At 53.3% G+C, this 23,618-nt stretch carries 28 protein-coding genes; 23 read left to right on the top strand and 5 right to left on the bottom strand.

All coding sequences use genetic code 11. The features are described 5' to 3' along the window. Positions 1 to 148: 148 nt before the first annotated feature. The 14 genes from OSH04_RS01950 (at position 149) to OSH04_RS01885 (ending at position 12,599) form a co-directional block, all read left to right on the top strand. Positions 149 to 880: a phage minor tail protein L gene (locus tag OSH04_RS01950; RefSeq protein WP_266107837.1), complete on the top strand. Its 732-nt coding sequence runs from the start codon at positions 149 to 151 to the stop codon at positions 878 to 880. Continuing rightward, on the top strand, positions 877 to 1,650 hold the full coding sequence (locus OSH04_RS01945; protein WP_266107836.1) for a C40 family peptidase: 774 nt from the start codon (positions 877 to 879) through the stop codon (positions 1,648 to 1,650). The genes OSH04_RS01950 and OSH04_RS01945 overlap by 4 nt, the downstream gene beginning before the upstream one ends. Continuing rightward, positions 1,647 to 2,309 carry a tail assembly protein gene (locus OSH04_RS01940; RefSeq protein WP_252606345.1) on the top strand — a complete coding sequence of 221 codons (663 nt, stop codon included), beginning with the start codon at positions 1,647 to 1,649 and terminating at the stop codon, positions 2,307 to 2,309. Before OSH04_RS01945 ends, OSH04_RS01940 begins: the two co-directional genes overlap by 4 nt. Next, positions 2,309 to 7,180: a TipJ family phage tail tip protein gene (gene gpJ, locus OSH04_RS01935; protein WP_266107835.1), complete on the top strand. Its 4,872-nt coding sequence runs from the start codon at positions 2,309 to 2,311 to the stop codon at positions 7,178 to 7,180. Before OSH04_RS01940 ends, gpJ begins: the two co-directional genes overlap by 1 nt. A 12-nt stretch (positions 7,181 to 7,192) precedes the next feature. Beyond that, positions 7,193 to 7,573, top strand: a complete 381-nt coding sequence (locus tag OSH04_RS01930; RefSeq protein ID WP_266107834.1) for a hypothetical protein — start codon at positions 7,193 to 7,195, stop codon at positions 7,571 to 7,573. Continuing rightward, complete coding sequence (locus OSH04_RS01925) at positions 7,548 to 7,739, top strand: hypothetical protein (RefSeq protein ID WP_266107833.1); 192 nt, start codon at positions 7,548 to 7,550, stop codon at positions 7,737 to 7,739. Before OSH04_RS01930 ends, OSH04_RS01925 begins: the two co-directional genes overlap by 26 nt. A gap of 23 nt (positions 7,740 to 7,762) precedes the next feature. After that, complete coding sequence (locus tag OSH04_RS01920) at positions 7,763 to 7,963, top strand: hypothetical protein (protein ID WP_266107832.1); 201 nt, start codon at positions 7,763 to 7,765, stop codon at positions 7,961 to 7,963. Next, complete coding sequence (locus OSH04_RS01915) at positions 7,950 to 9,473, top strand: hypothetical protein (protein ID WP_266107831.1); 1,524 nt, start codon at positions 7,950 to 7,952, stop codon at positions 9,471 to 9,473. The genes OSH04_RS01920 and OSH04_RS01915 overlap by 14 nt, the downstream gene beginning before the upstream one ends. Next, positions 9,470 to 9,871, top strand: coding sequence for a hypothetical protein (locus OSH04_RS01910; RefSeq protein ID WP_266107830.1), 402 nt, complete (start codon positions 9,470 to 9,472; stop codon positions 9,869 to 9,871). Before OSH04_RS01915 ends, OSH04_RS01910 begins: the two co-directional genes overlap by 4 nt. Then, the gene (locus OSH04_RS01905) at positions 9,855 to 10,289 is read left to right on the top strand and encodes a DUF4376 domain-containing protein (RefSeq protein ID WP_266107829.1); all 435 of its coding nucleotides are present in this window, start codon (positions 9,855 to 9,857) and stop codon (positions 10,287 to 10,289) included. The genes OSH04_RS01910 and OSH04_RS01905 overlap by 17 nt, the downstream gene beginning before the upstream one ends. Before the next feature lie 49 nt (positions 10,290 to 10,338). Then, positions 10,339 to 10,770, top strand: coding sequence for a hypothetical protein (locus tag OSH04_RS01900; protein ID WP_201024840.1), 432 nt, complete (start codon positions 10,339 to 10,341; stop codon positions 10,768 to 10,770). Then, positions 10,767 to 11,342, top strand: a complete 576-nt coding sequence (locus OSH04_RS01895; protein ID WP_266107828.1) for a lysozyme — start codon at positions 10,767 to 10,769, stop codon at positions 11,340 to 11,342. Before OSH04_RS01900 ends, OSH04_RS01895 begins: the two co-directional genes overlap by 4 nt. After that, the gene (locus OSH04_RS01890; RefSeq protein WP_266107827.1) at positions 11,335 to 11,583 is read left to right on the top strand and encodes a hypothetical protein; all 249 of its coding nucleotides are present in this window, start codon (positions 11,335 to 11,337) and stop codon (positions 11,581 to 11,583) included. Before OSH04_RS01895 ends, OSH04_RS01890 begins: the two co-directional genes overlap by 8 nt. Before the next feature lie 323 nt (positions 11,584 to 11,906). Continuing rightward, entirely contained in the window at positions 11,907 to 12,599 is a 693-nt protein-coding gene (locus OSH04_RS01885; protein ID WP_266107826.1) for an HNH endonuclease, read from the top strand. 540 nt (positions 12,600 to 13,139) lie between these two features. On the opposite strand, the gene OSH04_RS01880 is transcribed toward OSH04_RS01885, so the two are convergent. The 5 genes from OSH04_RS01880 to OSH04_RS01860 form a co-directional block, all read right to left on the bottom strand. Further along, positions 13,140 to 13,649, bottom strand: coding sequence for a hypothetical protein (locus OSH04_RS01880; RefSeq protein ID WP_266107825.1), 510 nt, complete (start codon positions 13,647 to 13,649; stop codon positions 13,140 to 13,142). Positions 13,650 to 14,063: 414 nt separating this feature from the next. Next, on the bottom strand, positions 14,064 to 14,735 hold the full coding sequence (locus tag OSH04_RS01875; RefSeq protein WP_266107824.1) for an SOS response-associated peptidase: 672 nt from the start codon (positions 14,733 to 14,735) through the stop codon (positions 14,064 to 14,066). Between the two features lie 11 nt (positions 14,736 to 14,746). Then, a complete protein-coding gene (locus tag OSH04_RS01870; protein ID WP_108727211.1) occupies positions 14,747 to 15,079 on the bottom strand; it encodes a hypothetical protein in 333 nt (110 codons plus the stop codon). 140 nt (positions 15,080 to 15,219) lie between these two features. After that, the gene (locus OSH04_RS01865; RefSeq protein ID WP_203145752.1) at positions 15,220 to 15,396 is read right to left on the bottom strand and encodes a DUF2158 domain-containing protein; all 177 of its coding nucleotides are present in this window, start codon (positions 15,394 to 15,396) and stop codon (positions 15,220 to 15,222) included. A gap of 175 nt (positions 15,397 to 15,571) precedes the next feature. Next, on the bottom strand, positions 15,572 to 15,754 hold the full coding sequence (locus OSH04_RS01860) for a YodC family protein (RefSeq protein ID WP_203145753.1): 183 nt from the start codon (positions 15,752 to 15,754) through the stop codon (positions 15,572 to 15,574). 167 nt (positions 15,755 to 15,921) lie between these two features. On the opposite strand from OSH04_RS01860, the gene OSH04_RS01855 reads away from it, so the two are divergent. From OSH04_RS01855 to OSH04_RS01815, 9 genes are all read left to right on the top strand, one after another. Next, the gene (locus OSH04_RS01855) at positions 15,922 to 16,155 is read left to right on the top strand and encodes a hypothetical protein (protein ID WP_266107823.1); all 234 of its coding nucleotides are present in this window, start codon (positions 15,922 to 15,924) and stop codon (positions 16,153 to 16,155) included. 603 nt (positions 16,156 to 16,758) lie between these two features. Next, positions 16,759 to 16,968, top strand: coding sequence for a cold-shock protein (locus tag OSH04_RS01850; RefSeq protein ID WP_009461560.1), 210 nt, complete (start codon positions 16,759 to 16,761; stop codon positions 16,966 to 16,968). A 239-nt stretch (positions 16,969 to 17,207) separates the two neighbouring features. Further along, complete coding sequence (locus OSH04_RS01845; RefSeq protein ID WP_239054347.1) at positions 17,208 to 18,191, top strand: MBL fold metallo-hydrolase; 984 nt, start codon at positions 17,208 to 17,210, stop codon at positions 18,189 to 18,191. Between the two features lie 226 nt (positions 18,192 to 18,417). Next, the gene (locus OSH04_RS01840; protein WP_083053408.1) at positions 18,418 to 18,690 is read left to right on the top strand and encodes a hypothetical protein; all 273 of its coding nucleotides are present in this window, start codon (positions 18,418 to 18,420) and stop codon (positions 18,688 to 18,690) included. Between the two features lie 31 nt (positions 18,691 to 18,721). Further along, entirely contained in the window at positions 18,722 to 19,309 is a 588-nt protein-coding gene (locus tag OSH04_RS01835; protein WP_266107822.1) for a class I SAM-dependent methyltransferase, read from the top strand. A gap of 160 nt (positions 19,310 to 19,469) precedes the next feature. Beyond that, positions 19,470 to 20,480 carry a sulfate ABC transporter substrate-binding protein gene (locus OSH04_RS01830; RefSeq protein WP_338150059.1) on the top strand — a complete coding sequence of 337 codons (1,011 nt, stop codon included), beginning with the start codon at positions 19,470 to 19,472 and terminating at the stop codon, positions 20,478 to 20,480. 25 nt (positions 20,481 to 20,505) lie between these two features. Then, a complete protein-coding gene (gene cysT, locus OSH04_RS01825; RefSeq protein ID WP_266107820.1) occupies positions 20,506 to 21,420 on the top strand; it encodes a sulfate ABC transporter permease subunit CysT in 915 nt (304 codons plus the stop codon). Next, entirely contained in the window at positions 21,417 to 22,304 is an 888-nt protein-coding gene (cysW, locus tag OSH04_RS01820; protein ID WP_009461726.1) for a sulfate ABC transporter permease subunit CysW, read from the top strand. Before cysT ends, cysW begins: the two co-directional genes overlap by 4 nt. Before the next feature lie 18 nt (positions 22,305 to 22,322). Beyond that, positions 22,323 to 23,420, top strand: a complete 1,098-nt coding sequence (locus OSH04_RS01815; RefSeq protein ID WP_009461727.1) for a sulfate/molybdate ABC transporter ATP-binding protein — start codon at positions 22,323 to 22,325, stop codon at positions 23,418 to 23,420. Positions 23,421 to 23,618: the final 198 nt, after the last annotated feature.

Raw genomic sequence — 23,618 nt, 5'->3', positions numbered from 1 at the left:
GCTTTTGAGCGGTTTTTTATTGGAGGCTACATGTTTGGTGGAAACGAGAAAGGTAGCTGGGATGATATTTTTTATCCACATCGATCACGGCGCGCTGTATAGGGGCGTAGTGATACCGGCTCAGGCCGGTTTTTTTTGTGAGTGAGCAATGATTCTTGAAGACGTGCAGAAACTGGTTCCTGGCAATCTGGTCACATTGTACGAACTCGATTGTCGAGCCATTGGCGGTGATGTAGAGCGTTACCACAACCACAACGATGGTGTGATTACTTGGCAAGGCAAACAATATCAGCCATGGGCTATTGAGGCGCGGGATTTTGAGCGGACAGGCGATAGCCAGCAGCCGCTGCCCACACTTATGGTGGGCAACATTGGAGACGATTCGAGCGGGGAGCCTATTACAGGTGTTTTGTCTGCATTGTGTTTGGCGCTGGGGGATCTGAAGGGGGCTACATTGATTCGTCGGCGTACGTTCGCCCGGTATCTTGACGCAGTGAATTTTCCGCAAGGTAATCCCACAGCGAACCCTGGCGAGCATCTGCCCGATGAGCGCTGGATAATTTCCCAAAGAAGTGGTGAGTCACCCGAGTTTGTGGAATTTGTGCTCAGCTCGCCTTTGACACTTGATGGCGCACAGTTGCCCAGTCGTCAGGTGATTGCCAATGTCTGCGGCTGGTTGACCAAGGCGGCACCAGAGGGCGGCTATCGTGGGGCCTGGTGTGGGTACACTGGAGCAGCGATGTTCGATAAGGATGGCAACCCAGTTACAGATCCGGCGCAAGACCGGTGCGGTGGGTTGTTGAGTGACTGCAAGAGGCGTTTTGGTGAGTGGGCGCCACTGCCGTTTGGCGGGTCTCCGTCAGCAGATCGGGTGCGATGATGCGTGCCGCTATAAAACGCGCTATCGAGCGTCACGCACTGGCTGATTATCCGCGTGAGGCGTGTGGTCTTATTGTCGCTGTGGGCAATCGGCAGCAGTATGTGCCGTGCCGCAACATTGCAGAGGATGGGCGTGATTTTCATTTGCCAATTGATGACTACGACCGAGTCGAAGCTGTTGGCCAGATCCTTGCGGTGGCGCATTCGCATATCGACCGTGATGCACAGCCCACCGAGGCAGACTTGGTCTCTTGTGAGGAGACTGGTTTGCCGTGGCATATCGTAGCGGTTGGTCAGAATGCAGGTGAGCTAACGCCCGTTGTGCGTGATTGGCATTCATTTGAGCCATCTGGTTATCAAGCACCATTGGTCGGACGCTCGTTTCATCACGGCAGCCTGGATTGCTATGGCCTCATCCGCGACTTTTACGATTATGAGCTAGGGATTGAGCTGCTGGACTTTGAACGTCCTGACGATTGGTGGAGTAAGCCCGAGTTTGGCGAGCTGTATTTGGATAATTTTGAAAGGGCAGGCTTTCAGCCGGTCAGCGGTGAGCCCGTGTACGGGGATGTGATTTTGATGCAGTACCGCAGCGACCGCACAAATCACGGAGGCGTCTATTTAGGCAATGAGTCTTTGAAGACTCAGCCAGATCTGCACCCTATTCCAGGGGCATTGTTGCATCACGCGATGCCACGCTTATCAGAGCGTGTGCTGTATGCGGGCCATTGGCGTGACATAACGCGAATGATTGTGAGGTATCGGAAATGACAACAGCAGCACTACCGGCCACTGCCGGTTTTTTTTCGCCTGAAGGGTCGGACCGGCTGCGCACAATCCGTCTGTCTGGGGCTCTTGGCAAGCAATTTGGGCGTCTTCACCGCTTTGTTTGCAATGACATCGCGGGCGCGGTGCGCGCGTTGTGCCTGATGGTCCCTGGCTTTGAGCAGGCATTGCATGCCAGCACAGATAGGGGCGTGGCTTATACATGCTGGATCGGCAAGGAGAATGTAGGCGAGGACATGCTGAGTGCACCAGTCGGTACCGATGCGATTCGCATTGCACCGGTCGTGATTGGTTCTGGGCGAGGAGGTTTGTTTCAGGTGGTGCTGGGCGCAGCGTTGATCGGTGCAGCGTTCTTAACTGGCGGTGTGACAATTGCAGCAGGCACCCTCAAGGCTGGCAGCCTGCTCGGGGGGATGGCGTTTGGGATGGGGGTCTCAATGGTGTTGGGCGGGGTATCTCAACTATTAACAAAGCAGCCGCAAGGGCTGACTAGCGTTGACTCGCCAGACAACGGCGCTAGCTACAACTTTAATGGCCCGGTTAACACTACCGCACAAGGTAATCCTTTCGGTGTGCTCTACGGTGAAATGATTGTTGGCGCGGCCACGATCTCTGGTGATATGTACTCTGAGGATCAGCAGTAATGACAGTCGTGCTTGAGCCTAAACGTGGGGGCCAACGGATCTTAGGGTCTGGTGGCGGAGGGAAGGGGGGTGGTAGCGCTCGCACGCCTGTTGAGCAACCCGATAGCCTGCACAACATTTCTTTTGCCGCTGTTCTTGACGCGGTAGGTAATGGGGAAATGGCGGGGCCGGTGCATGCCGACCAGCCTTTGCGCGATATCTATCTTGATGGGACGCCCATCCAGAATGCGGATGGAAGCTTGAATTTTCGAAATGTTCAGGTTGACTATCGAGTCGGCACGCAGGACCAGGAGCATATTGCAGGTTTCCCCGCAGCAGCTAATGTTGTGTCCGTTGGTGCTGAGGTGAGCATTAAAACGCCTTGGTCGCAGTTGATTACGAACCCAGACCTGTCGGCGGTGAGAGTAAGCCTGCATTGGCCACAGCTACTGACGATGGTCGAGTCAGGTAAGAACGCAGGGGATCGCGTAGGTGCACGGGTTGAGTACGCGATTGATTTAGCGATTGGTAGTGGCTCCTTTGTGAATATCCTCACCTCGGCGGTCGATGGGAAGACGGTGAACGGCTACACGCGTACCCATCGGATTGATTTGCCGGTTGGTGCACAAGGCTGGACAGTGCGGGTACGACGTATAACGCCGGACTCCAACAACAGCGCTGTGCAGGATCGGATGCTGATTCAATCCTACGCTGAAGTGGTTGATGGCAAATTCCGCTACCCAATGACAGCATTGGTTGGCATCCGCGTGGACGCAGAGCAGTTTCAGGCCATTCCAACCCGCGCCTATCATTGGCGTGGCCAGGTTATTCGGGTGCCATCGAACTATGACCCCTTGTCGCGCACCTATAGTGGCGTGTGGGATGGAACTTTCAAGCGTGCCTGGTCGAACAATCCGGCTTGGGTGTTCTATGACATGCTGACAAATCGCCTGTATGGTCTGGGTGATCGAATTGATGCCTCAATGATTGATCGCTATGCCTTGTACCAGATCGGGGCATATTGTGACCAGTCTGTGCCGGACGGACAGGGTGGCACAGAGCCGCGATTTGTTTGTAATGTCTACTTCCAATCGAGTGCCGATGCGCTGCGGGTGATTAATGATCTGACCAGTGTCTTTCGAGGGATGACGTATTGGGCCAACGGTCAGGCTGTAGCTGTTGCGGATATGCCCAGCGATCCGGTGTATACGTACTCGAATGCGCGTGTGGTGGATGGGCGGTTTAACTACATCGGTGCGGATCTGACCACACTTAAAACCGTGGCCCTGGTGTCTTGGAATGACCCCACGGATTTTTATCGTGCAAAGGTCGAGGTGGTGACTGATTATGATGGCGTGCGCAAGCATGGCATTCGTAAGACTGAGGTGGTCGCGTTCGGGTGTACATCTCGTGGTCAGGCGCAACGAGTTGGTCTGTATCAGCTGTATACGTCTCGCATGGAGCAGGGCGGTGTGTCGTTTTCGGTCGGGCTTGATGGGGTGATCCCTCAGCCAGGCAGTCTGATTAAGATTGCTGACCGAAATCGGGCAGGACGCCGTTTGGGTGGTCTGGTTCAGTCTGCGACGAGCATCAAGATCACACTGGATGCCGAGCACCCAGTAAAAATTGGTGATCGGCTAACGGTTAACTTGCCTTCAGGACTTTCGCAAACACGTCCAGTGTCCGCAGTGAATGGCCGGGTCGTTACAGTGAGCCCAGGCTTTAGCCAGGCCCCCGTTGCGCAGGCCGGTTGGGCTGTGGAAGCGGATGATTTGGCGCTGCAAACTGCACGCGTTATCTCCATCAAAGAGCGTGATGGCATTACGTTCGATGTGTCTGCTGTGGAACATCATCCTGGCAAGTTTGATGCCATAGATCATGGCGTACGCTTGGAGCCATTACCCATCAGTGTCGTGCCACCTCGCACTCAAATGTCCCCGAGTAACGTCCAGATCCGGGAGCATTATGTGCTCAGGCAGGGCCTGAGTCGCCACATTGCCGAAATCACATGGGATGCGGTTGAGAATGCCCTGCTGTATGACGTTCAGTGGCGGCGTGACAATAGCGGCTGGGTGCAGGTTCCACGCACCGGCGAGCGTCTTGTGGAAATCCCAGATTTCTATACGGGTGAATACAGCGTGCGCGTTCGTGCAATAAATGGCCTGGATGTGCCTTCTTTGTGGGCTTACTCGGATGTAACCACGTTGACAGGGCAGGTATCGGCTCCGCTGCCGGTCACGCATTTGGTCACGGCCTCGATTCCTTGGGGGATTCGACTAAGTTGGGGCTTCCCTACCGGGCCCAACATCATCGAGCGTACAGAAATCCGTTACAGCCCTACGCAAGAGTTTGCTGATTCGCTGCCGACAGGCGGTTTTGCCTATCCCTCAGATTCTTTTGAGCAGACGGGCCTGGCGATCACCACTCAACACTTCTTCTGGGCGCGGCTGATCGACAAGAACGGCACCTTGGGCCCATGGTATCCGTCAGAGTCCGCGCCAGGCGTGCGCGGCACACCCAGCCAAGTGGCGAGTGAGTACAACGATCTGGTTACCCAAGAGATAGTCGAGGGTGGGCTGGGTGATCTCATTATGGGTAACATCCGCGAGATCCCCAGCATAAAGGATGCGGTTGGCGATTTAACGCTTGAACTGGGTGAGTTGAACCTGCGGGTGGATGAGGTCAATGGGCAGGTTCAAGAGCTGCTCAATGCCAATGAGTGGGACGCTACCGCTATCTATGCGAAAGGTGCAGTCGTCTTCTTTGACGGCAAGATGTACCGTGCAAAGAAGGCAGTCCCAGCCGGCAAGCCAGTATCGGACAAGGCGCATTGGGAGCTGATTGGCGATTACGCCTCAATCACGGATGGTCTGGCCGCCTTGGCGGTTCAGTCGCAAGAGACGATCAGCCGAGTCGAACAGGCTGAGGACCAGATCCAGGCAAACGCCGAACGGATCAGCACAGTGGCGGGCAAAATTGATGATCCAGAGTCTGGGCTGGGTGCGCTGGGGTCTGCTGTTCAGTCAATGCGCACGCAGGTTGGCCAACTGGCGTCTGGCCTACAGTCGCTGTCTGAGGCGACAACCGCACTGTCCAGTAAGGTCGAAGGACTGGAAGAGGCTCAGAGTGGTCTGGCGACGGCAGTAAGCCAGCTCAGCACTCGGGTGGGCACCACTGAGGGCAAGCTGGAAGCCCAGGCATCGAGCATTACCCAGTTAAAAACTGACCTGGGCGCGTTGGCATCGCCATCAGGCAATCTGCTTCTGGATTCAAACTTGGAGTTGGTGCGATCTACCCCTACCTATCTTTGGGGCAGGTACAACTTGGTAGAGAACCTGGAGCCAGGGCAGGAGTACACCCTTGTGGTCTGCTACACCCACAAGCCTGAAAGTGGTGATACGACGTCCGCAATTGGTATTTGGGCAGGAGGCAGCTCACAGAAGGTTGGAGAACTGGACAAGGGCCTCATTCGCAGCGTGCAAGTGATCAAGTTCAAAAAGAGCACTGCCAACACCTTGCCTAAAGAACTGCGCTTTTATTACGTCCCATCGCCCGGTACCCAGGCTGGTGAAGCTTCCATTCATTGGGCCACGCTTTATAAAGGCTCGGTCATTCCGGCCATGGAGTGGCAGCCGAGCCTGGTGAATTTGCAGACGCAAACTCAGGCGAACGCCAGTGCGGTTGATGGACTGTCAACGAAGGTGACTCAGCAGGGCGATACGATCACCTCCCAAGGCGAGAGCCTGACTGTACTGCAGAACGAAGTTCGTGACCCTGCTACGGGTTTGGCTGCTACTGCCGGTGCATTGAACGATACAAAGTCACGCGTGACGGACGTAGAAGGCCGACAGGAGGCGATGGCCAGCAATCAGCTGGTGCTGAATGCTGAGATCAAGCGCCAGCAATCGGGTGAAGATGCTTACCTTGAAAGCGTGTTGAATCAGTACCAGACAAACGTGGGGCTGACACAGGCGCGTGCCGCATTGTCCGAGTTCAGGAACGTGCAAGCTGAAGAGAACCGGGCCTTGGCTGAATCGATCGAGACGCTCACCGCAGGATTGGGTGAAGGGTCGGCTGCGGTCGAGGAAGTGAAGCGTGCGCTAGTGGAGATTGAGGGGGAATTTACCAAGATCTCTTCTTCCTGGGGGGTAAAGCTTCAGGCCAATGAAAATGGCGTGCGCTACGTCTCAGGTGTCGGGCTGGATCTGACCAACGAGTCCGGGGTGATGCAGTCCACCTTTGCTGTGCTGGCGGATCGATTTGCCGTGATGCATGCGATAAATGGTGCCCCAGTTACCGTGTTCTCGGTGCAGGGTGGTACGAGTATTCTCAATACAGCACTGATTGGCTTTGCATCTATCACTGAAGCTAAGATCGCGAACGCTGCGATTACGCGGGCGAAGATTCAGGATGCAGCAATCAATGCGGCCAAGATTGAGGATGCAGCAATCACCAGCGCAAAAATCCAGAATGCCGCGATTAAAACGGCACATATTGGGCATGCAGAAGTTGATACTTTAAGGCTGGCGGGCAATGCAGTGACTATGCATGCAGCGCGTAATGGTGCCGGGGATATCCATATTTATGCTCCATTCGGTGGCGTAGCCACTGTACTGACTTACTACGGTGGCTACATTGAGACTGCTGCAGGGACGTCTTCGGTTTGGGTAGAGATCAAACTTAACGGCACACTTGTTAAACAAGGCTTTTCGTCTAGCGGGGTCTTAGACCCCGAAAGATTAAACGTCAGGTTTCAATATCCGATCCAATGCCAAGTGAATATTGATCTTCAGCCAGGTAATAACGTCATTAATGCGGCGGCCAAATTGAACTGGTTCGGTTCAGTGCAGGATGTGTGGGCTGATACGGTTGTATTGTTTGCAATGAGGTAAGAGATGGAGGCTATGGAGAACGCTTACATTAGTTCATTTGACGATCAAGGGAGGTATGTTGCGTCGATTTGGGGGCATCCGTTGTATGTATTAGCGCCATCTGCACAGGCTTGGCCACATCACACAGCGGACGGTCGGTTCGATGAGTCTTGGTGGTTTAACGGGATGGAAGTTGTAAAGCGACAAGCATGTCCAGCGACAGTTGAGGGGGCGGTATTGTTGGATGTGCCGCCTGATAGCAAGATCCTAATTGAAGGCGTCAGCTATGAGTGTATTGATGGGGGGGAGGTTGAGCTTTCTTTCGATCAGCCGGGCTCTTACGAGGTGAAGGTTATCTGCTGGCCTTATTTGGAAGGGGTTTACATTGTTGAAAATCCGCCATCAGTCAAATAATTATGGTGAACGCCGCCGCCGGGAATATCCAGAGATTGGAGATCAGCTCGATGCCGTGTACAAGTTGGCTCGCCATATGCAGGAGCAAGGCCAGCAGCTACCACCCGATGTAGAGCAGTGGGTGGCTCAATGCCGAGCCGTCAAAGAAAAGTATCCAGCCGCCTAGAGCGGTTTTTTTATGGGTAATCAATGAACATTCATCGTTCTATTGCGCAGGTTTTCGAGAACAACATGGGTAATCGCATCACGCCTGAGTTAGCCAGTGGCATGATTCGTAGCCTGGTCGAGATTCTGGCGGCCAGCGTACAACAGGCAGGTGATTCGCAGCAGACGGAGGCGGCTGCTGAAGCCCGTCCTCATGGACAGGAGGGCGGAAATGGCCTGGTATGACACAGGGGTGGTAAAGGTCACCATTAACAGTGCGACGGTGACAGGCACCGGGACAAAGTGGTTGGCAGGGGCGCGTCAGGGGGAGGCTTTTGTTGCACCAGACGGGCGTTTGTATGAGGTTCTGAATATCGCCTCCGACACTTCTTTGACGCTGACTAAGCCCTATATCGGCGCTACGGCTACTGCTCAGAAGTACGCCTTGGCACCAATGCAAGGCTACGTGAAAGAGCTGGCGGATCGCGTCGCTGAGTTGCTACCTGTTTTGTCTGAGATCGGAACTGCAGCAAAGGGGACCGTCACTACAGAAACGACCGATGCCACAGTGGGCAGAGTGGCTCGTATTGGTGACTGGGGGCTGGGGGCCAATGCCGGTGTTGCGGCAGATGCGGTGGTTCTCAATAATTCCGCTAACGGTTTCTACCGATCGGGTACTGGCGCAACAGCAGGAAAACCAGTTAACAATTCGGGTGACGGGTATATCAAGTTTGGGTGGTCAGGTGCTTATAGTACGTATCTTTATGGCTCACCGACCGCGGATAAGTTGTGGTATCAGCATCTTAATAACGGTGAGGCCAAGGGGTGGAAAGAGCTGATGACGGTAGGGCAGTATGGCGTAGGCCGTTCGGGTGCAGACGCCAACTTGGACGTATTCCCAGCAGCAAAGCTTGATAATTTGAGCGTGGGATCTGGGGCTTACTACTACAACGAGGCAATTGGCTCTGTATCAGGGCTACCATTTGACAACGTAGCTGGGTATAACGCCGGGGTCGTTTTCCACAGGCAAGCCGGCTCAGCCGGGGGGCAAGTGGTAGTCAGTTCCAGTAACAGATTGGGTTGGCGTGGTCGGCGTGCTGGCGCTTATCACACTTGGCGCGAGGCTATGTATGTTGGGGAGTATGGTTTCGGTGGTGCCCAAGCATCTCCGACCTCGTGGGATGCACAAAAGACTGGGTGGTATTACCGATCTGGAGCTAAACCGGCTTGGGGAGGCGGGGGGTTTTTCCTAGACCTGGCCTATAACACAACTGCCTTTAACTCTGGCCTGCGTATTTCGACGGATCCCTATACCGATAACTTCTATATGAATGGGGCTGTGTCCGGACAAAAGACATTCCGGGATGCCTGCAAACTCGTCCATGACAAAAACATTGTTGGAGCCATTGCCGATGGCTCGGTTATTGAGACCGGCTTTAACGCCAATGGGAAGTGGGCCAAGTACGCGGACGGGACTCTTATCTGTTGGTCGCCGAAGCTGATTGCCAACTGGGTGAATGGCACATCGGGCAGTCTATGGGTGAGTGCTAGCAATACTTGGACACTGCCCATGGCATTCATTAATGCGGATAACTATGTGCTTCATGTTGAGGCTCAAACCAGCGTACACCCTATCTTCGGCATGGCTGGAGAGGTAAAAACTGCATCCGCATGTCAATGGAAATTGGCTGCCAGCATTAAGTGGGACGTTGGATTAATCGCATACGCCATGGCGATAGGGAGGTGGAAAGCATGATCAAGATTTTATTGAACCCGCAAGTGCCCAGCGGCGCTGTTGAGCGCCTGGTGATTGAGCGCTCAGGTGACGCTCTTATTTTGAATGGCGAGCGACTGGACTTGTCCTTCATGTCGTTGGGTGATTGCCTTCCTGCTGGTGCGATCGATCACCCATTGCTGACGAGTGCAGAGATCAAATGCACATCCGAGGGGCTGGAAATTAATGGTCTGCTCTTTCATATCGACGCGCGCCAGACGGACCCAGCTGCGTGTTTTCCAGCTCCAGTGGTCATCACTCATGATGGTGTCATAGCTTTGCCTGCACAGACTCCAGCACCTCCGCCGCCTGTTCCAGAGCCCGAGCCGGAGCCAGTTGAAACCCTTACTGCGGAGCCTGAAGATGAACATCAGGATTGATACCAGCAAGCTGCGTACTGCCGTGACACAGCTACAAGAATATAAGGAGGCCAAGATTGCTTCGTTGTCTGCAGCATGTCGGCAGGCAATTACGGCAGGGTTTGAATCAAGCGCCCTGGGTGCGCCACATTTATACCCAAGCAAGGAGACGGACCAATTGAACCTGGCTGGCAGTGTGGCCGACTCCTTGTTGCCGAGCGAAGACGCTAGTTGGTCTACGCCATTTTGGTGCGCTGATATTCATGGGGCATGGGCTATGCGGCCGCACACCGCCGGGCAGATCCAGCAGGTAGGTCGCAAAGCAAAGGCCAGGATTCTCGCGCTGATGCAACACAACGCTGCCCTTGCTGAGCAGGTCCAGTTAGCCCCTGACAAACCGAGTGTCGATCAAATAGTTTGGGAATACCCGGCCGCCTAAGCGGCTTTTTTACGTCTGCTGCTTTTGCAGCGCTTCACGGGAGACAGCCATGCCGACCGTATTACACAAGGGGAAGGACTTGGAACCGACAAGCACGGGGACATCGGCGGCTGGTCTGGCCGTCTGGAAGGCAATGGGAGGAATAGCAGGGATGGGGGCCATTGGCGCGGGGCTGGCCACGCTGGTGGTGATGTGCATTCTGCGGCCGCGTACGCAATCTGAATGGATAGTAGGCGTAATCAGCACGGTGGTTGCCTCTATCTCGGGTGGCGCTGCGGTAATCCAGCATTACGAGCTCCATCACTGGGCAAACAATCCGGTAGGGCTGGTGGCCATGTTGGGCCTGGCATTCGCATGTGGGTTGCCTGGGTGGGCCGTTGTGCGCTGGGCTTTTAACTTTTTCGACAAGCGGCGCAAGGCTGACCTGCTCGAAGTAATGACTGAACTGCGCGAAGGCGCCATTGGAGGAAAAACAGAATGAAGTTGTTGTTGAGTCTTATCTCGGGCCTACTGGCCCTTTTTTTTCGTCCGCAGAAAGTGGAGCAGGCTACACCAGAGCCAGAGAAGGCTGCGCCTACTGGCATGTCTCCTGACGGCCTGGCTATTTTGCAGTATTTCGAGAGCTGCCGGCTGGAGGCTTACTGGGATGCTGACGGCAAAGTGTGGACCATCGGCTGGGGTGATACCGGCCCCGACGTCGTAAAAGGTTTGCGTATCACTCAGGCTGAGGCCGACGAACGGTTGCAGCGCCGGCTGGCCCGTGAGTTCGTGCCTGGTGTTCTGAAAGCCCTGACTCGTCCTGCGACCCAGGCTCAGATCGATGCCATGGTGGATCTGGCCTACAACATTGGCGTATCCGCATTTCAAGGTTCTATGCTGGTGCGCCTGTTCAATGCGGGGGATGCGGCCGGCGCTGCAGAACAGTTCTCGCGCTGGAATAAGTCGAACGGCAAGGTGCTGCTGGGCCTACGCCGTCGGCGTGCTGCGGACCGAATGCGCTTCCAAGGCTCGTCTGGCAATGAGGCCATAAGGGTAGGAGCCGCCATTGTTTAAAGCACTATGGGGGAAGGTAGCAGGCTGGCTGGGCCTGCTGGGCGGCCTGGTCCTTGCCGCGCTGGCGCTGCTTCAGGTCGGGCGGCGTCAGGGCAGGGCTCAGGTAGAGCAGAGATTAACAAAGGCGGACATGGTCGCCGTGGAGGTAGGACGTGATGCAGCTGAAACGATTGAGCGCCTGGATGATGATGCTGTACGTGATTGTGCTCGTAAGCGGATGCGCAACGCCGAGGGGCGGTAGCTACTGCTCCGCCGTACAGCGCCCGTTCCAGTGGCGCTCTGACGCGGAGATAGACGCAACGCCGATCAGGGTAATGCGTTATGTGGAAACAGAAGCGGAGATTTGGGGGCGGCTGTGTCAGAGATAAGGCCAATGCTGATAGGTGTCCAATGCGTCATTATTCAAGTGGATGCTCCCGACCCAAAGCGGAAGTTGGGTTCATATCAAAGTGCTGTAAAATAGAATTAATAGACTACCTTCATTGCAGAAAATTGCTGCAATTAATTTTTATAGATTCTTAAATATTTATGCCATTTATAGAAAGCAGGCTTAATGTTTTGGCAATGGATATTGCTGCATCCACCCAGGATAGAATAAACGGAACATATCTCGAAAAAAGTGGAAATAGTTTTGACATAATCCCATTGGAAGAGGCTTTGCCCCTTGATGATGATTTTTTAAGTAAAGCGTCTTCTCCAGCGCGACACACTCTTCTTCATAAATTTATTGAGAGCTACCTGGAGGCAGAGTATTACTATGCCAGTAGAAAATATGAAGAGGATTTTTCAAGTATGGCTCGTGATCTTCTTGAGGCGTATGGCTGTGAATACCGAGCAGTTCCTTACAGCGGACGTGAGAGCAACTTAAAACTATACGAACAACTAGTTCCTTTGTTTCGATTGCTAGCTCACGACGCGTTTGGCATCCTATATAAAAATAGAGAGCTTATGCGTGATTTTGGTCGAATAGTGGCGAAAGTGAGCGGCAGGAATTTTCCCAGAGCAACCTATTGGCCGGCTTGGGTAAAGGATGCACTATTTCATCGAGATAATGGTCGATGTGGAAAGTGTAATTGTGATTTGACTGGAGTTTTATCCATTGAACGTAGGTTTCATATTGATCACATGATTCCAATAAGCTTGGGTGGGACCAATGATCCAACAAATCTGCAAGTTCTATGCGATCGATGCAATTTGCAGAAGGGAAATCGAAACGACAGCACGTCGTTAATTCGCCACGTCCCTTGGCTACTATAAATTCAAGGCAGTCTTATCACGCCAGCTTTGTTATTGATTGATCTTGGGGAAGTAAAGCTGCTATGAATACGGATTTGATTTTATAAAGAAGGCATGTTGAACCATCAAAGTGTCTTGGCTAATTTCAAAGTTCGTCTACGCTGGATGCTTTGGCTGTGAGTCAAAAATTGACAACTGTAGTGAAACTACGAGCCGAGAATCTCGAATTTTTAGAACATCAATAGGTCGCTTTGCGAACTTCCGCTCTTGGCCGATTGTAGGCATAAGGACGGCGAGATGTCTTGCTCGATTGCGGGTAGCCTACACGGCGATCCGAATGTTTGCCGAGCTGCTTGGCGAGCTTGATGAGGCTGCGGAAATCTACGCAGCAGAGGCTGACCGACGCCTAATAGCGGGTTTAGCGTGTGAGGCAGCCTATTTAGCAGGACATACGCAAAAATAAAGTTGCGCTGACCAAAGTGATTTGCTCATTGCAACGGGAGCCGTGGATTAATCTGCGTCTGTATGTGTGTTTGGGCGCTTGTTTGTCTTTGTAATAGATTATTCCATATCCCAGAACTCATCATTTGAGGCACTGCTTAACCCAAGAGTATCAACTCTTATGCCTGTTTCGCAACGCGACATATGAACTCCTGAAAAGGCATTCCAAGACCGACCTCTGTCTAAAGATATGTCCAAACGATTTTCGTCACCTCGAAGGGCTATGTCATGTGAGAACATATTTAGGCGTTCTATAACGATCTCGTCCGGCGGCTCCATTCTGAGGGAGAGCAAAACTTCACCTACACCGCTTCGGAAAATAATACGTTTCCCAACCGCTTCAACATCCCACGTCTCAGTACTGGCAGAAAATTTATTGTTTTGGATATCAACAAGCTTTTGTCCAAATTTATCTGTAAAAAAACCGCTTAAAAGTATTGGTTGGTTTTTTTCTAATGGCGGGTCAATTTTTAGTACCGGATAGCCATTTAAAACAATTAGGTTTTTGCAGTCATGGAATGTAACTCCGGCGAACTTTACGGTGATAGGTTTGGAGTGAAAATCAAACATTTCATGAGAAAACCCTTGATCTAGGCATCTCGGTGAGAGATTTGCTAAAGCGACAGTTTCTCTAGACAGCCGGCCTCTGGCTCTCTTTTGATTGCATTGTGAGCAAAGCAGCGTGATTCCAGCCGGATTGTGCTCCAATGCTTCTGCAAAATCAGGTTCAAAATGTTCGTAGTCATAGAAAGCTAGTCCACATATTACGCAGCCAAACCCACATCGTTGTCTAACCTCTCTCCGGACACCAGCTGGGATAGATCTACTGAGTCCGTGCTTATTCGTATTGCTCATGTTGCGTAATAGTATTATGCGATGTTGAAATTAATGACTATTTGAGTGTCTGCGTGACTGCTGAGAGGACCGCGTGGTTAGGTTCGCATAGTAACGGAGATCTACCCGAAGATAATTAAGAGTTAGCCCTCATAGCGAGGTTGGGTGATCGGTATTGGGCGCTTGATATTTCACATTGCTCATCTGACGCGTCACCGGGTGCCATTTGAATGCAGTCTCTGGCCGCGCTGTGCTTAGCAGTTCCAGCGCCGCCTCGACGCTAGTGCTTGGCCAAGTCCATTCTCTTGCCGCCTCGTCTGTCAGGACTACGGGTCTACGGTCGTGAATATCGACCATGCCGCCTGCACTGGCATCAGTGACGATAGCAAACCCGTGCTCAACATCATCGTCCTTGCCTGGCTGCCAAGCCGTGATTGCCGCCATAAAGAGTGGGGCATCATCTTTACTATGGATGAACCAGGGCTGTTTGTCGCCGGCTTCTCCAGTCCACTCGAACCATCCATCTGCTGGTACAAGTACGCGTCTGCTGAGTAGACCGCGCCACATAGGTGACTTCTTCAAGATTGTATCCAGTCTGGCATTAATTACCGGCGAGCGTTTGTACCACTCCGGCTTATAGCCCCAGAAAAGACGATCGATCTGGTCGCTGCCGTCTCCAAGTCGGTGCAGGACGAGAGGGCGGGTGCCAGGCGGAACGTTGTATTTCAGGCCGTCTGTCAGTTTGCCGAGGTCGTGTGGGTTCCAGTTCATTGACTCTATATAGTCAACCGGTTCGCGGGCCTGCCTGATTCGTCCACACATGCATTTCTCCATCAAGGTTTGGTTGCTGGATCTTGCTTGTAGCGCTTTAGGTAGTATGCCATGTCCCCGTCTCGGCCCTGGGTGCGATGAGGGAAGTTGAGCCGGTCTCGATGCTCTGATGCCCGCATATACCCCTGAACGGCATTCTCCATCTTTAAGGCTTCGAGTAGTGGGCTCAGGCGTAGCCGGTTCTCACCCAGACCGTTCAAAGGCATGGTGCCCAGTATGGAGTAGGTCAGCACGGCCAGTTCGCGTAGGCGTTTCACCTCGCGCAACAGGTTCATCACGTCCTGATTGCGCCGGTTGCCTTCTTGGATGGCTTTCAGTTCGCGGTAGGTAAGCATGGTAAATTGCTGTATATAAAAACAGTAATTTAGCACTTAACCGCTTGACAGGTGTTACAGACCGTGGAGCGATAGACAGCCTGTCTGCCTACGGCGTAATGGTGGGAAGTTAAAAAAACCGCCCGAAGGCGGTAGCGTACTTATTGGGAGTGCTGCGCTAACTGTAAGGCAGAGATGGGCAGTGTGACGAACTGGTATTCGCCGTCCGCAAACCATGAAACACCAGCTTTATTGTCTGAATTGACAAGTTCAACCGTCAGTTTTGGGCTACCACTCTTCAGGATGACAATGCTTCCGGGGGTAATTTGATCTGTCATAGCGTTCTACCAATGAAAGTAAGTGTCATAACGTTATAAGCCGAAGGAATAAAATATTCATTGTCATAGGTCAAATAAATCCTAATACGACCATAAAGTCTGTTTGCTTGCAGTGCTTTGTTCTCTGGCGAATGTCAAACAGGAAACGCAGAAAATCGCTTGGAGGACGCTCTGTCTAAGGGTTTACCAACTCAACCACCATCAGGGCGACCGTAGGTATTGCCTGTGTCCTGGACTCATTGTCAGCTACAAACCACATGCACTCCACTTTGCTGCCATCCAGCCCCTTGTCAATAACTGTCATTTCAGGGCCGCCGCTTTTCAGTTGAACTACATCGCCCACCTGGAACGTACTCATGAATCCTCCGTGTGTAATAAGAGGGCACAGTATGCCAACCGGCAGTTAAATTATCCAGAAAATTATTTCGAACGAAATATAATGTGGAGCGTCGAAGGGAGACTGACTCAGCTATAGGCAGGCTTTTTCTAAGCCCGTGCATTACGAAGATAATAATGGAGGCAGATATGCATTTTGAGATTAACGCTGGCCATTTAACGCCCACCTATGTATCCCTTGTGGCTAGCACCAACGAGGCCTGCATCCCCAGTGCAAAGTCACCGGGGGTGATGATTTACCAAAACATTGCGCCACATCACGCAGAGAGCCTACTGAAGCTGCTTGAAGAGAAGGGGATTCCATACAAGATATCGACGGATGGCAATTGGCAGCGCTACAACGGAGCAAGCTGGGAGAGCTAATAGAGTTAACATAGGACTGCTGCGGACAGCGGCAATCAGTCCGATAACCTATTTAATTATTGGGCGTCGTTCCCTGGCCACAATCTGCTGGTCAGCAAGATGTGGTTGGTGAGAAAGCTGATTGTTTGTGTAAGTAATTGATTTTTAATTGCTATCTAATCCCTTACAAGGCGTAGGTCGGGGGTTCGAACCCCTCAGCACCCACCATTTCTTTTGCTAGTCGAATCAAGCACTTAGGTAAAACTAAGTGCTTTTTTTGTGTCTGTTTGGTTTGTGTTTCAGGTCAATCCATACTAACGCTGCTCTATCAGGTTCGGGCCCTTGTGCTGCGATATAAGCATACTGAAACCATGTAAGCATTGGTAAGTCGCTTGTCGGAACGGCGTAGCCACGTAATCCCTGCTCGTAAGGCGCTGCAAGCGTTCATCAGATAAGGCAGGCGAACCAGCGTGGAACTTGGCGTGTTGACCTTAAGGTGCAGAGGCGGTTGCTGCATGAATGTCAGTGAGCAGCAGCTTAGTTTGTAACGGTGCTATCTATATATGCGGATAGCGTCCATAGTGTGTCCAGGGACATTTTTCCCCTGATTAATTAGGACATACATTGAAAACAGAAATTGGTATTGTGAAGTGGTTCAATAACGAAAAAGGCTTCGGCTTCATCATGCCGGAGAGTGGCGGTAAAGACCTCTTCGCGCACCACAGTGAAATTCAGGGTTCTGGGTTTAAATCTCTGGAGGAGAACCAACGCGTTTCCTTCGTTGCTGGCGTTGGTCAAAAAGGCCCTTGCGCTACCCAGATCCAAATCGTTTGACCCCCTGCTTGCCTGTCTAGGCAAGTGTAGCGTCGGTCGATAAAGCCGAACCCTTTGAAATATTGGGTTCGGCTTTTTCATTTATGTATCCCCTCCAGGTGGACATATTGTGCTTCTGTCCACTGCTCGCATGTGTTGTACGAAGGAGCCCTAGGGAAATACCTAGCTGCATAGGAAATTGCATGTAATAACATATGAATGCCTAAGTAGTTTAGGCTTCAATAATAAGGAGAGGGGAAATGAGAATGCTGATAAAGACGCTGTGCGTCGGTCTTTTGCTGGGGGCCGCGTCGGTAAGTCAGGCTGGCAGTATGAAGGTGACTCTATTGGGAACGGGTACACCTGCGCCCTATGCAGATCGAGCAGGTCCGGCAACGTTGGTGCAGGCGGGCGAAGAAACCCTATTGTTTGATACGGGTCGCGGGGTGGCGACGCGGCTGTTTCAGAAAGGCGTTGCGCCCAATTCCATTACTGCACATTTCTTCACGCACTTGCACTCGGATCACACCGTAGGTTTGCCGGACTTATGGCTGACGGGCTGGTTTGGCCGGCCGTGGCCAGGCCGGACATTGCCTTTGCAGATCTATGGCCCCAAGGGAAGCAAGACCATGACGGATTACCTGCCCAAAGCCTATGACGAGGATATTCGTATCCGTGTGGAGGATCAGGGTCTGCCGGTGGAGGGCGTGACCTTTGTGACCCAGGAGTTTGAAAAAGGCGGGGTGGTCTACAGCAAGAATGGGGTGACAGTGACGGCGGTGGAGGTTGATCACGGTGGTGAGGTGATTCCTGCTTTCGGCTTTATTGTGGAGTACGACGACAAGAAGGTAGCGATCTCCGGGGATGCGATGTATGACAAGCGCTTGATTGCTGCTGCCGCCAATGCAGATGCGTTTGTACATTCCGTGGCCTTGATTGATCCAGCCTTTTTGAAAGTCCGTCCCATCTTGAATGAAACGCTCAAGCATTTTGCGACGCCGGAGCAGGTTGGGCAGGTCTTTTCAGAGAGCAAGCCAAGGCTGGGAGTCTATACGCACATCGTGTTTTATTCGCCTGAGGGTGGTGCCACTATCCCCGAGCAAGTCTTGCTGGAGCGTACACGCACTACCTATCAAGGTCCGGTTGTGGCTGGTCGTGACTTGATGGAGTTTACGGTTGAAGATAAGGCGGTCCTTGTCTATGACGAGGCGGGCAAGGAACTGATGCAGGTGCCACGCCGATGATCTTGATTCGAGCGTTCCGCGTGAGAAGCTGAAATACGGGGAGTGGCGACAAAGACTTATTCCTGCAATTTGTCATGCCTCTCCCGTTTGAATTGCTGCCAGGCAAAGGCAAAGGCAAAGGCAAAGCACAGGCAAGGCAGCGATAATAGCAACAGCGGCCCGATCTTGAGCGTAGCGGCTATTCAGGTAACACTACATCTTGTCGATATGCGGTCCTCGGGTCTTCATGAGCAAACTACTCTCTTGCCTGTCTCCTCTTGCCACCTTGATTCTGGCATGGCTGGCCTTTATGTTTCTTTTGTTTTTCCCGCCGCTATGGATCTTGTGGCCTGTGCTGGTCGTGTGCCTGGGCTGGATCAATTACAGAGGGATACGTTACGCATTGGGCAATAGTGACAAGTCCAAGCCCTGGCACCTTTGGTTCAATGTAGGCGAGTGCCTGTTGGCGGCGATTGTCCTGACTTTACTGGTCCGTGACCTTGACGTCCCAGCGACCTGATTTTTCCCCTTGTTGTACGAGAAACGTGTTTATGTATTCGGACCCTTGGCTTGATCGCTGGTTACCCTTGATCGCTCAACGTGAAATTTCTTCGCCGGTACTGGAGATAGGCTGTGGTTTTGGTGACGATACGTTGACCTTGACCCAGGCAGGATTGAAGGTGATGGCTTTTGACCTCTCACCCGAATGTGTGGCAATCGCGCAGCAGCGCGCTCCCGAGGCTTGGATTGAGTGCAGGGATACGCGAGGTCCCTGGCCGGAGGCGGCGAATAATCTTGAGCTGGTCCTGGCCAGCTTGTCCCTGCATTATTTTCCATGGGATGAAACCCAGGCCATTGTGCGCAGAGTCTGGAATAGCTTGCGGCCTGGTGCTTTGTTTTTATGTCGTCTGAACTCCACCAAGGATGTGAATTTCGGTGCCGGGCAGGGCGAGCTGATTGAAGCCAACTTCTATCGCGACCAAGGCAATTGCAAGCGTTTCTTTGATCAGGCCAGCGTAGAGCAGTTATTTGGGGCCGAATGGCGCCGGATTTCTGTCCAGCACATGACGTCGCACAAATATATAAAGCAAAAAGCGATGTGGGAGCTGGTGTTGGAAAAAGGGCAGTTGCCAGGCTGATTCCCGTACTCTGAGCATTCTGGATCTGGCAGCCGTTTCGGTCCCCTCCATCTCCCCGCTATATCTAACCAAAGAATCGGTATTTAGCCGGGTGTAACACCCTTGCTAGACTCGTTCTCATTGCTTGGAAATGGTTTCTAGGGGATGGGAAATGAAGCGGATTCAACAGAAGTGGAAGGGCGTTCGGGCAGGGGCTTTGCTGACGTTGGTGCTGGCGGCGGCAACGGCTGTTGCAGCCGAGGTCAGCATTCTGAATGTTTCGTATGACCCAACGCGTGAACTGTACGCTGAATTCAACAAGGCTTTCCAGGCGCATTACAAAGAGCAAACGGGTGACAGTGTAGTCATCCGTAGTTCCCACGGTGGTTCCAGCAAGCAGGCCCGTACCGTGATTGATGGCGTGCCCGCTGATGTGGTGACGCTGGGTATTTCATCCGATATTGATCAGATCGCTCAGTCCGGTTTGCTGGACAAGGGCTGGCAGGCTCGCCTGCCGGACAACAGTACGCCTTACACCTCCACGATTGTCTTGCTGGTGCGCAAGGGTAATCCCAAGGGGATTCACGACTGGAACGACTTGATTCGCTCTGATGTAAAGGTGGTTACGCCCAATCCTAAAACTTCGGCGGGGGCACGTTGGAACTATCTGGCGGCCTGGTTGTACGCCTTGAAGCAAGGCAATGGGGATGAAGCGCAGGCCCGTGACTTTGTGGCCAAGCTGTATCGCAACGTCAGCGTGCTGGATTCCGGTGCGCGTGGATCGACCACAACCTTTGTGGAGCGGGGCATTGGCGATGTATTGATTGCTTGGGAGAACGAGGCGCTCTTGTCCGTCAAGGATCTGGGGCCCGATCGCTTCGATATTGTGGTGCCTTCCAGCAGCATTCTGGCCGAGCCGCCCGTGGCGCTGGTAGATGCCAATGCCGCCAAGCATGGCACGGAAAAAGTGGCTCAGGCCTATCTGGAATATCTGTATAGCCCGGAAGGTCAGGAAATTGCCGCCCGTCATTTTTACCGTCCTCGCCTGGAGTCGGTGGCCGCCAAGTACCGCGATCAGTTCCCGGCGTTGAAACTGTACAAGGTTGACGATGAGCTGGGCGGTTGGACTCAGGTTCAGGCCAAGCACTTTGCGGATGGTGGCGTGTTCGACAGCATCTACTTGAGCAAGTAACCCCACTATCACCGAGGACCGTTCGATGTCACAGGCTCGTCTTTGGGGATTTCTGCCCGCTGCTCGCAAGCAGCGGGCTTTGCCAGGCTTTGGCTTGACCATGGGTTTGTCCATCAGCTATTTGAGCCTGATTGTTCTGATCCCCTTGTCTGCTGTTTTGCTCAAGACCACCTCCATGGGTTGGTCGGCCTTTTGGGAAACCATCAGTGCTGCGCGCGTCTTGGCTTCCTTGAAACTGACCTTTGGGATGGCCGCTTTGGCGGCGTTGATCAATGGTGTATATGGCTTGATTCTGGCCTGGGTCCTGGTGCGTTACCGCTTTCCGGGTCGTCGAATTGTGGATGCCTTGATTGATCTGCCCTTTGCCTTGCCAACGTCGGTAGCCGGCATTTCCTTGGCGGCGATTTATGCGCCCACGGGCTGGATCGGTTCCTGGGCTGAACCTTATGTTGGGCAGATTGCATTTACCCCTTGGGGTGTGCTGATCGCCCTGGTTTTTATTGGGCTGCCCTTTGTTGTGCGTACCGTGCAGCCGGTTCTGGAAGAGCTGGAACAGGAGCAGGAGGAGGTCAGTGCTTGCCTGGGGGCCGATCGCTTCCAGACGGTCACCAAGGTGATTCTGCCCGCTATATTGCCCGCCTGCTTGACGGGCGTAGCGCTGGCTTTTGCCCGTGCGGTGGGTGAGTACGGTTCCGTGATTTTCATTGCCGGTAATGTCCCTATGGTTTCGGAAATTACACCCTTGCTGATCGTGATCAAGCTGGAGCAGTTTGACTATGCCGGAGCCTCGGCGCTGGCCGTTTTGATGATGGTGCTGTCCTTCATTATCTTGCTGGCGATCAATCGCTTGCAGTGGTACTTGCAGTCGCGTCATTCGGGTCAGGCTAGTGGCAAGGCAGCCAAGGTGGCAGCGCCTTTGACTTTGGAGGGCGCACGATGAGCAGCCTGACGATGGATTCCTCTGTGCAGGCGGTGCCGGTACATACGGCGCGCTTGCGGGCGGCGCAGGATGAAGGTCCGGCCGTCAAAGCCTTATTGATTGGCATTGCCTTGCTGTTCTTTGTGCTGTTCTTGCTCCTGCCTTTGATCCTGGTCTTCATGACGGCTTTTAGCCGGGGCATCATGCCGTATCTGTCCGCCTTGAGCGAGAGCGATACCTTGCATGCCGCCAGCCTGACAGTTCTGGTTGCCGTGATTGCCGTGCCTTTGAATATCGCGTTTGGTCTGGCCGCCTCCTGGGCGATTGCGCGTTTTGAGTTTCGTGGAAAAAGCATTCTGACGACGCTGATCGACCTGCCGTTCTCGGTATCACCTGTCATTGCCGGTTTGATGTTTTTACTTATTTTTGGTCGCCAAGGCCCATTTTGGGATTGGCTGGACGCTAATAACATTCGTATCGTATTTGCCTTGCCCGGTTTGGTTTTGGCGACTTTGTTTGTCACTTTCCCTTTCGTGGCGCGTGAGTTGATTCCGCTGATGCAAATGCAGGGCAGCGAGGAAGAGCAGGCTGCGCGAGTGCTGGGGGCCAATGGCAGGCAGATGTTCTGGCGGGTGACTCTGCCCAAGATCAAGTGGGGCCTGCTGTATGGCGTGATTCTGTGCAATGCCCGTGCCATGGGCGAGTTTGGGGCGGTGTCGGTGCTCTCGGGCCATATACGGGGCCAGACCAACACGCTGCCCTTGCATGTAGAGATTGAGTACAACGACTATCACACGGTGGGCGCTTTTGCGGCGGCTTCGGTGCTGGCGGTCTTGGCTTTACTGACGTTGGCGCTTAAATTGTGGGCCGAGCGCAAAATGGTTCAAGACGGTCATCGTGGATGATCGCATTCGGAGTTCATTATGAGTATCGAAGTTCGTCATCTATCTAAACAGTTTGGTGCGTTTACGGCACTGGGTGATGTGACATTGGATTTCCCAGCGGGCGAGCTGGTGGCTTTGCTGGGGCCGTCGGGCTGCGGCAAGACGACCTTGCTGCGTATCGTGGCTGGCCTGGAACATGCGGATGCGGGTCAGGTGCTGATCAACGGCAAGGATGTGGCTGCTGTGGGCACGCGTGATCGCCAGGTGGGTTTTGTGTTCCAGCACTATGCCTTGTTCCGCCACATGACGGTGTTTGAAAACGTCGCCTTTGGTCTGCGCATCAAGCCACGCAAGCAGCGCTTGCCCGAAGCCCAGATTCGTCAGCGTGTGCACGAGCTGTTGGAGCTGGTGCAGCTGGATTGGCTGGCCGATCGCTACCCGGCGGCCTTGTCGGGTGGTCAGCGGCAGCGTATTGCTCTGGCACGTGCCTTGGCGGTGGAACCGGGTGTCTTGCTGTTGGACGAGCCTTTTGGTGCCTTGGATGCCAAGGTGCGCAAGGAACTGCGTTCCTGGCTGCGTCGTCTGCATGATGACCTCCATATCAGTACCTTGTTTGTGACGCACGACCAGGAAGAGGCCATTGAAGTGGCTGATCGTATTGTGGTGCTCAATAAAGGCCGGGTTGAGCAGGAAGGCGCCCCGCAGGATGTCTATAACCACCCTGCCAGTCCTTTTGTGTATGAGTTCCTGGGGGCGGCGAATCGCTTGCCGGGTCAGTTCCAGCACGGACGCTTTGTGGCTGATCCTCAGTTGGGACAATTCGAGTCCAATCAGGCCTTGAATGCTCAGGATGCGGGTCAGGGGGAAGCAGTAGGCTATGTGCGCCCGCATGACCTGGATTTACAGCGTCAATTGGATGGCCAGGGCATCGTCGTGGCCGTGCAGCGCATTATTCCCTTGGGGGCGACAGTACGGGTTGAACTGGCCTTGAACGAGGGCGAGCGTGCTTGGGAAGCCGAGTTCGATCATCAGCGTTGGTCGCAGCTGGGCTTGCGGCCGGGTGAGCGGGCTTTGGCCTTGCCACGCAAGTTCAGCGCTTTCCCTATCGAGTCTCAAACCGAAGCGCGATTGTCCTGATTTTTTGCAAATTATTCGCAACAGGCTGACCCTAGGTCAGCCTGTCTGCGTTAGTATCTGGAGGTTTTTTGCAGGGCGGATTGGAGCAGGAAATATTACAGGAATTTAGTATTGAGAATCATTCCTGTTTCTGTTAAGATTCGATACTTCACTGGGCATCCTGTCCGGTCCCGTCATGGTCCATGCGGGTTGCAGAAT

Origin of the sequence: Alcaligenes nematophilus (assembly GCF_026344155.1) — a bacterium.
Classification (GTDB): Bacteria; Pseudomonadota; Gammaproteobacteria; order Burkholderiales; family Burkholderiaceae_B; genus Alcaligenes; species Alcaligenes phenolicus.
This window is presented reverse-complemented; position numbering and strand designations above follow the sequence as displayed.

Coding starts and splice junctions, on each gene's coding strand:
- OSH04_RS01950 (WP_266107837.1), top strand. CDS start 149: ATGATTCTTGAAGACGTGCAGAAACTGGTTCCTGGCAATCTGGTCACA.
- OSH04_RS01945 (WP_266107836.1), top strand. CDS start 877: ATGATGCGTGCCGCTATAAAACGCGCTATCGAGCGTCACGCACTGGCT.
- OSH04_RS01940 (WP_252606345.1), top strand. CDS start 1,647: ATGACAACAGCAGCACTACCGGCCACTGCCGGTTTTTTTTCGCCTGAA.
- gpJ (WP_266107835.1), top strand. CDS start 2,309: ATGACAGTCGTGCTTGAGCCTAAACGTGGGGGCCAACGGATCTTAGGG.
- OSH04_RS01930 (WP_266107834.1), top strand. CDS start 7,193: ATGGAGAACGCTTACATTAGTTCATTTGACGATCAAGGGAGGTATGTT.
- OSH04_RS01920 (WP_266107832.1), top strand. CDS start 7,763: ATGAACATTCATCGTTCTATTGCGCAGGTTTTCGAGAACAACATGGGT.
- OSH04_RS01915 (WP_266107831.1), top strand. CDS start 7,950: ATGGCCTGGTATGACACAGGGGTGGTAAAGGTCACCATTAACAGTGCG.
- OSH04_RS01910 (WP_266107830.1), top strand. CDS start 9,470: ATGATCAAGATTTTATTGAACCCGCAAGTGCCCAGCGGCGCTGTTGAG.
- OSH04_RS01905 (WP_266107829.1), top strand. CDS start 9,855: ATGAACATCAGGATTGATACCAGCAAGCTGCGTACTGCCGTGACACAG.
- OSH04_RS01900 (WP_201024840.1), top strand. CDS start 10,339: ATGCCGACCGTATTACACAAGGGGAAGGACTTGGAACCGACAAGCACG.
- OSH04_RS01895 (WP_266107828.1), top strand. CDS start 10,767: ATGAAGTTGTTGTTGAGTCTTATCTCGGGCCTACTGGCCCTTTTTTTT.
- OSH04_RS01885 (WP_266107826.1), top strand. CDS start 11,907: ATGGATATTGCTGCATCCACCCAGGATAGAATAAACGGAACATATCTC.
- OSH04_RS01880 (WP_266107825.1), bottom strand. CDS start 13,649: ATGTTTGATTTTCACTCCAAACCTATCACCGTAAAGTTCGCCGGAGTT.
- OSH04_RS01875 (WP_266107824.1), bottom strand. CDS start 14,735: ATGTGTGGACGAATCAGGCAGGCCCGCGAACCGGTTGACTATATAGAG.
- OSH04_RS01870 (WP_108727211.1), bottom strand. CDS start 15,079: ATGCTTACCTACCGCGAACTGAAAGCCATCCAAGAAGGCAACCGGCGC.
- OSH04_RS01865 (WP_203145752.1), bottom strand. CDS start 15,396: ATGACAGATCAAATTACCCCCGGAAGCATTGTCATCCTGAAGAGTGGT.
- OSH04_RS01860 (WP_203145753.1), bottom strand. CDS start 15,754: ATGAGTACGTTCCAGGTGGGCGATGTAGTTCAACTGAAAAGCGGCGGC.
- OSH04_RS01855 (WP_266107823.1), top strand. CDS start 15,922: ATGCATTTTGAGATTAACGCTGGCCATTTAACGCCCACCTATGTATCC.
- OSH04_RS01845 (WP_239054347.1), top strand. CDS start 17,208: ATGAGAATGCTGATAAAGACGCTGTGCGTCGGTCTTTTGCTGGGGGCC.
- OSH04_RS01840 (WP_083053408.1), top strand. CDS start 18,418: ATGAGCAAACTACTCTCTTGCCTGTCTCCTCTTGCCACCTTGATTCTG.
- OSH04_RS01835 (WP_266107822.1), top strand. CDS start 18,722: ATGTATTCGGACCCTTGGCTTGATCGCTGGTTACCCTTGATCGCTCAA.
- cysT (WP_266107820.1), top strand. CDS start 20,506: ATGTCACAGGCTCGTCTTTGGGGATTTCTGCCCGCTGCTCGCAAGCAG.
- cysW (WP_009461726.1), top strand. CDS start 21,417: ATGAGCAGCCTGACGATGGATTCCTCTGTGCAGGCGGTGCCGGTACAT.
- OSH04_RS01815 (WP_009461727.1), top strand. CDS start 22,323: ATGAGTATCGAAGTTCGTCATCTATCTAAACAGTTTGGTGCGTTTACG.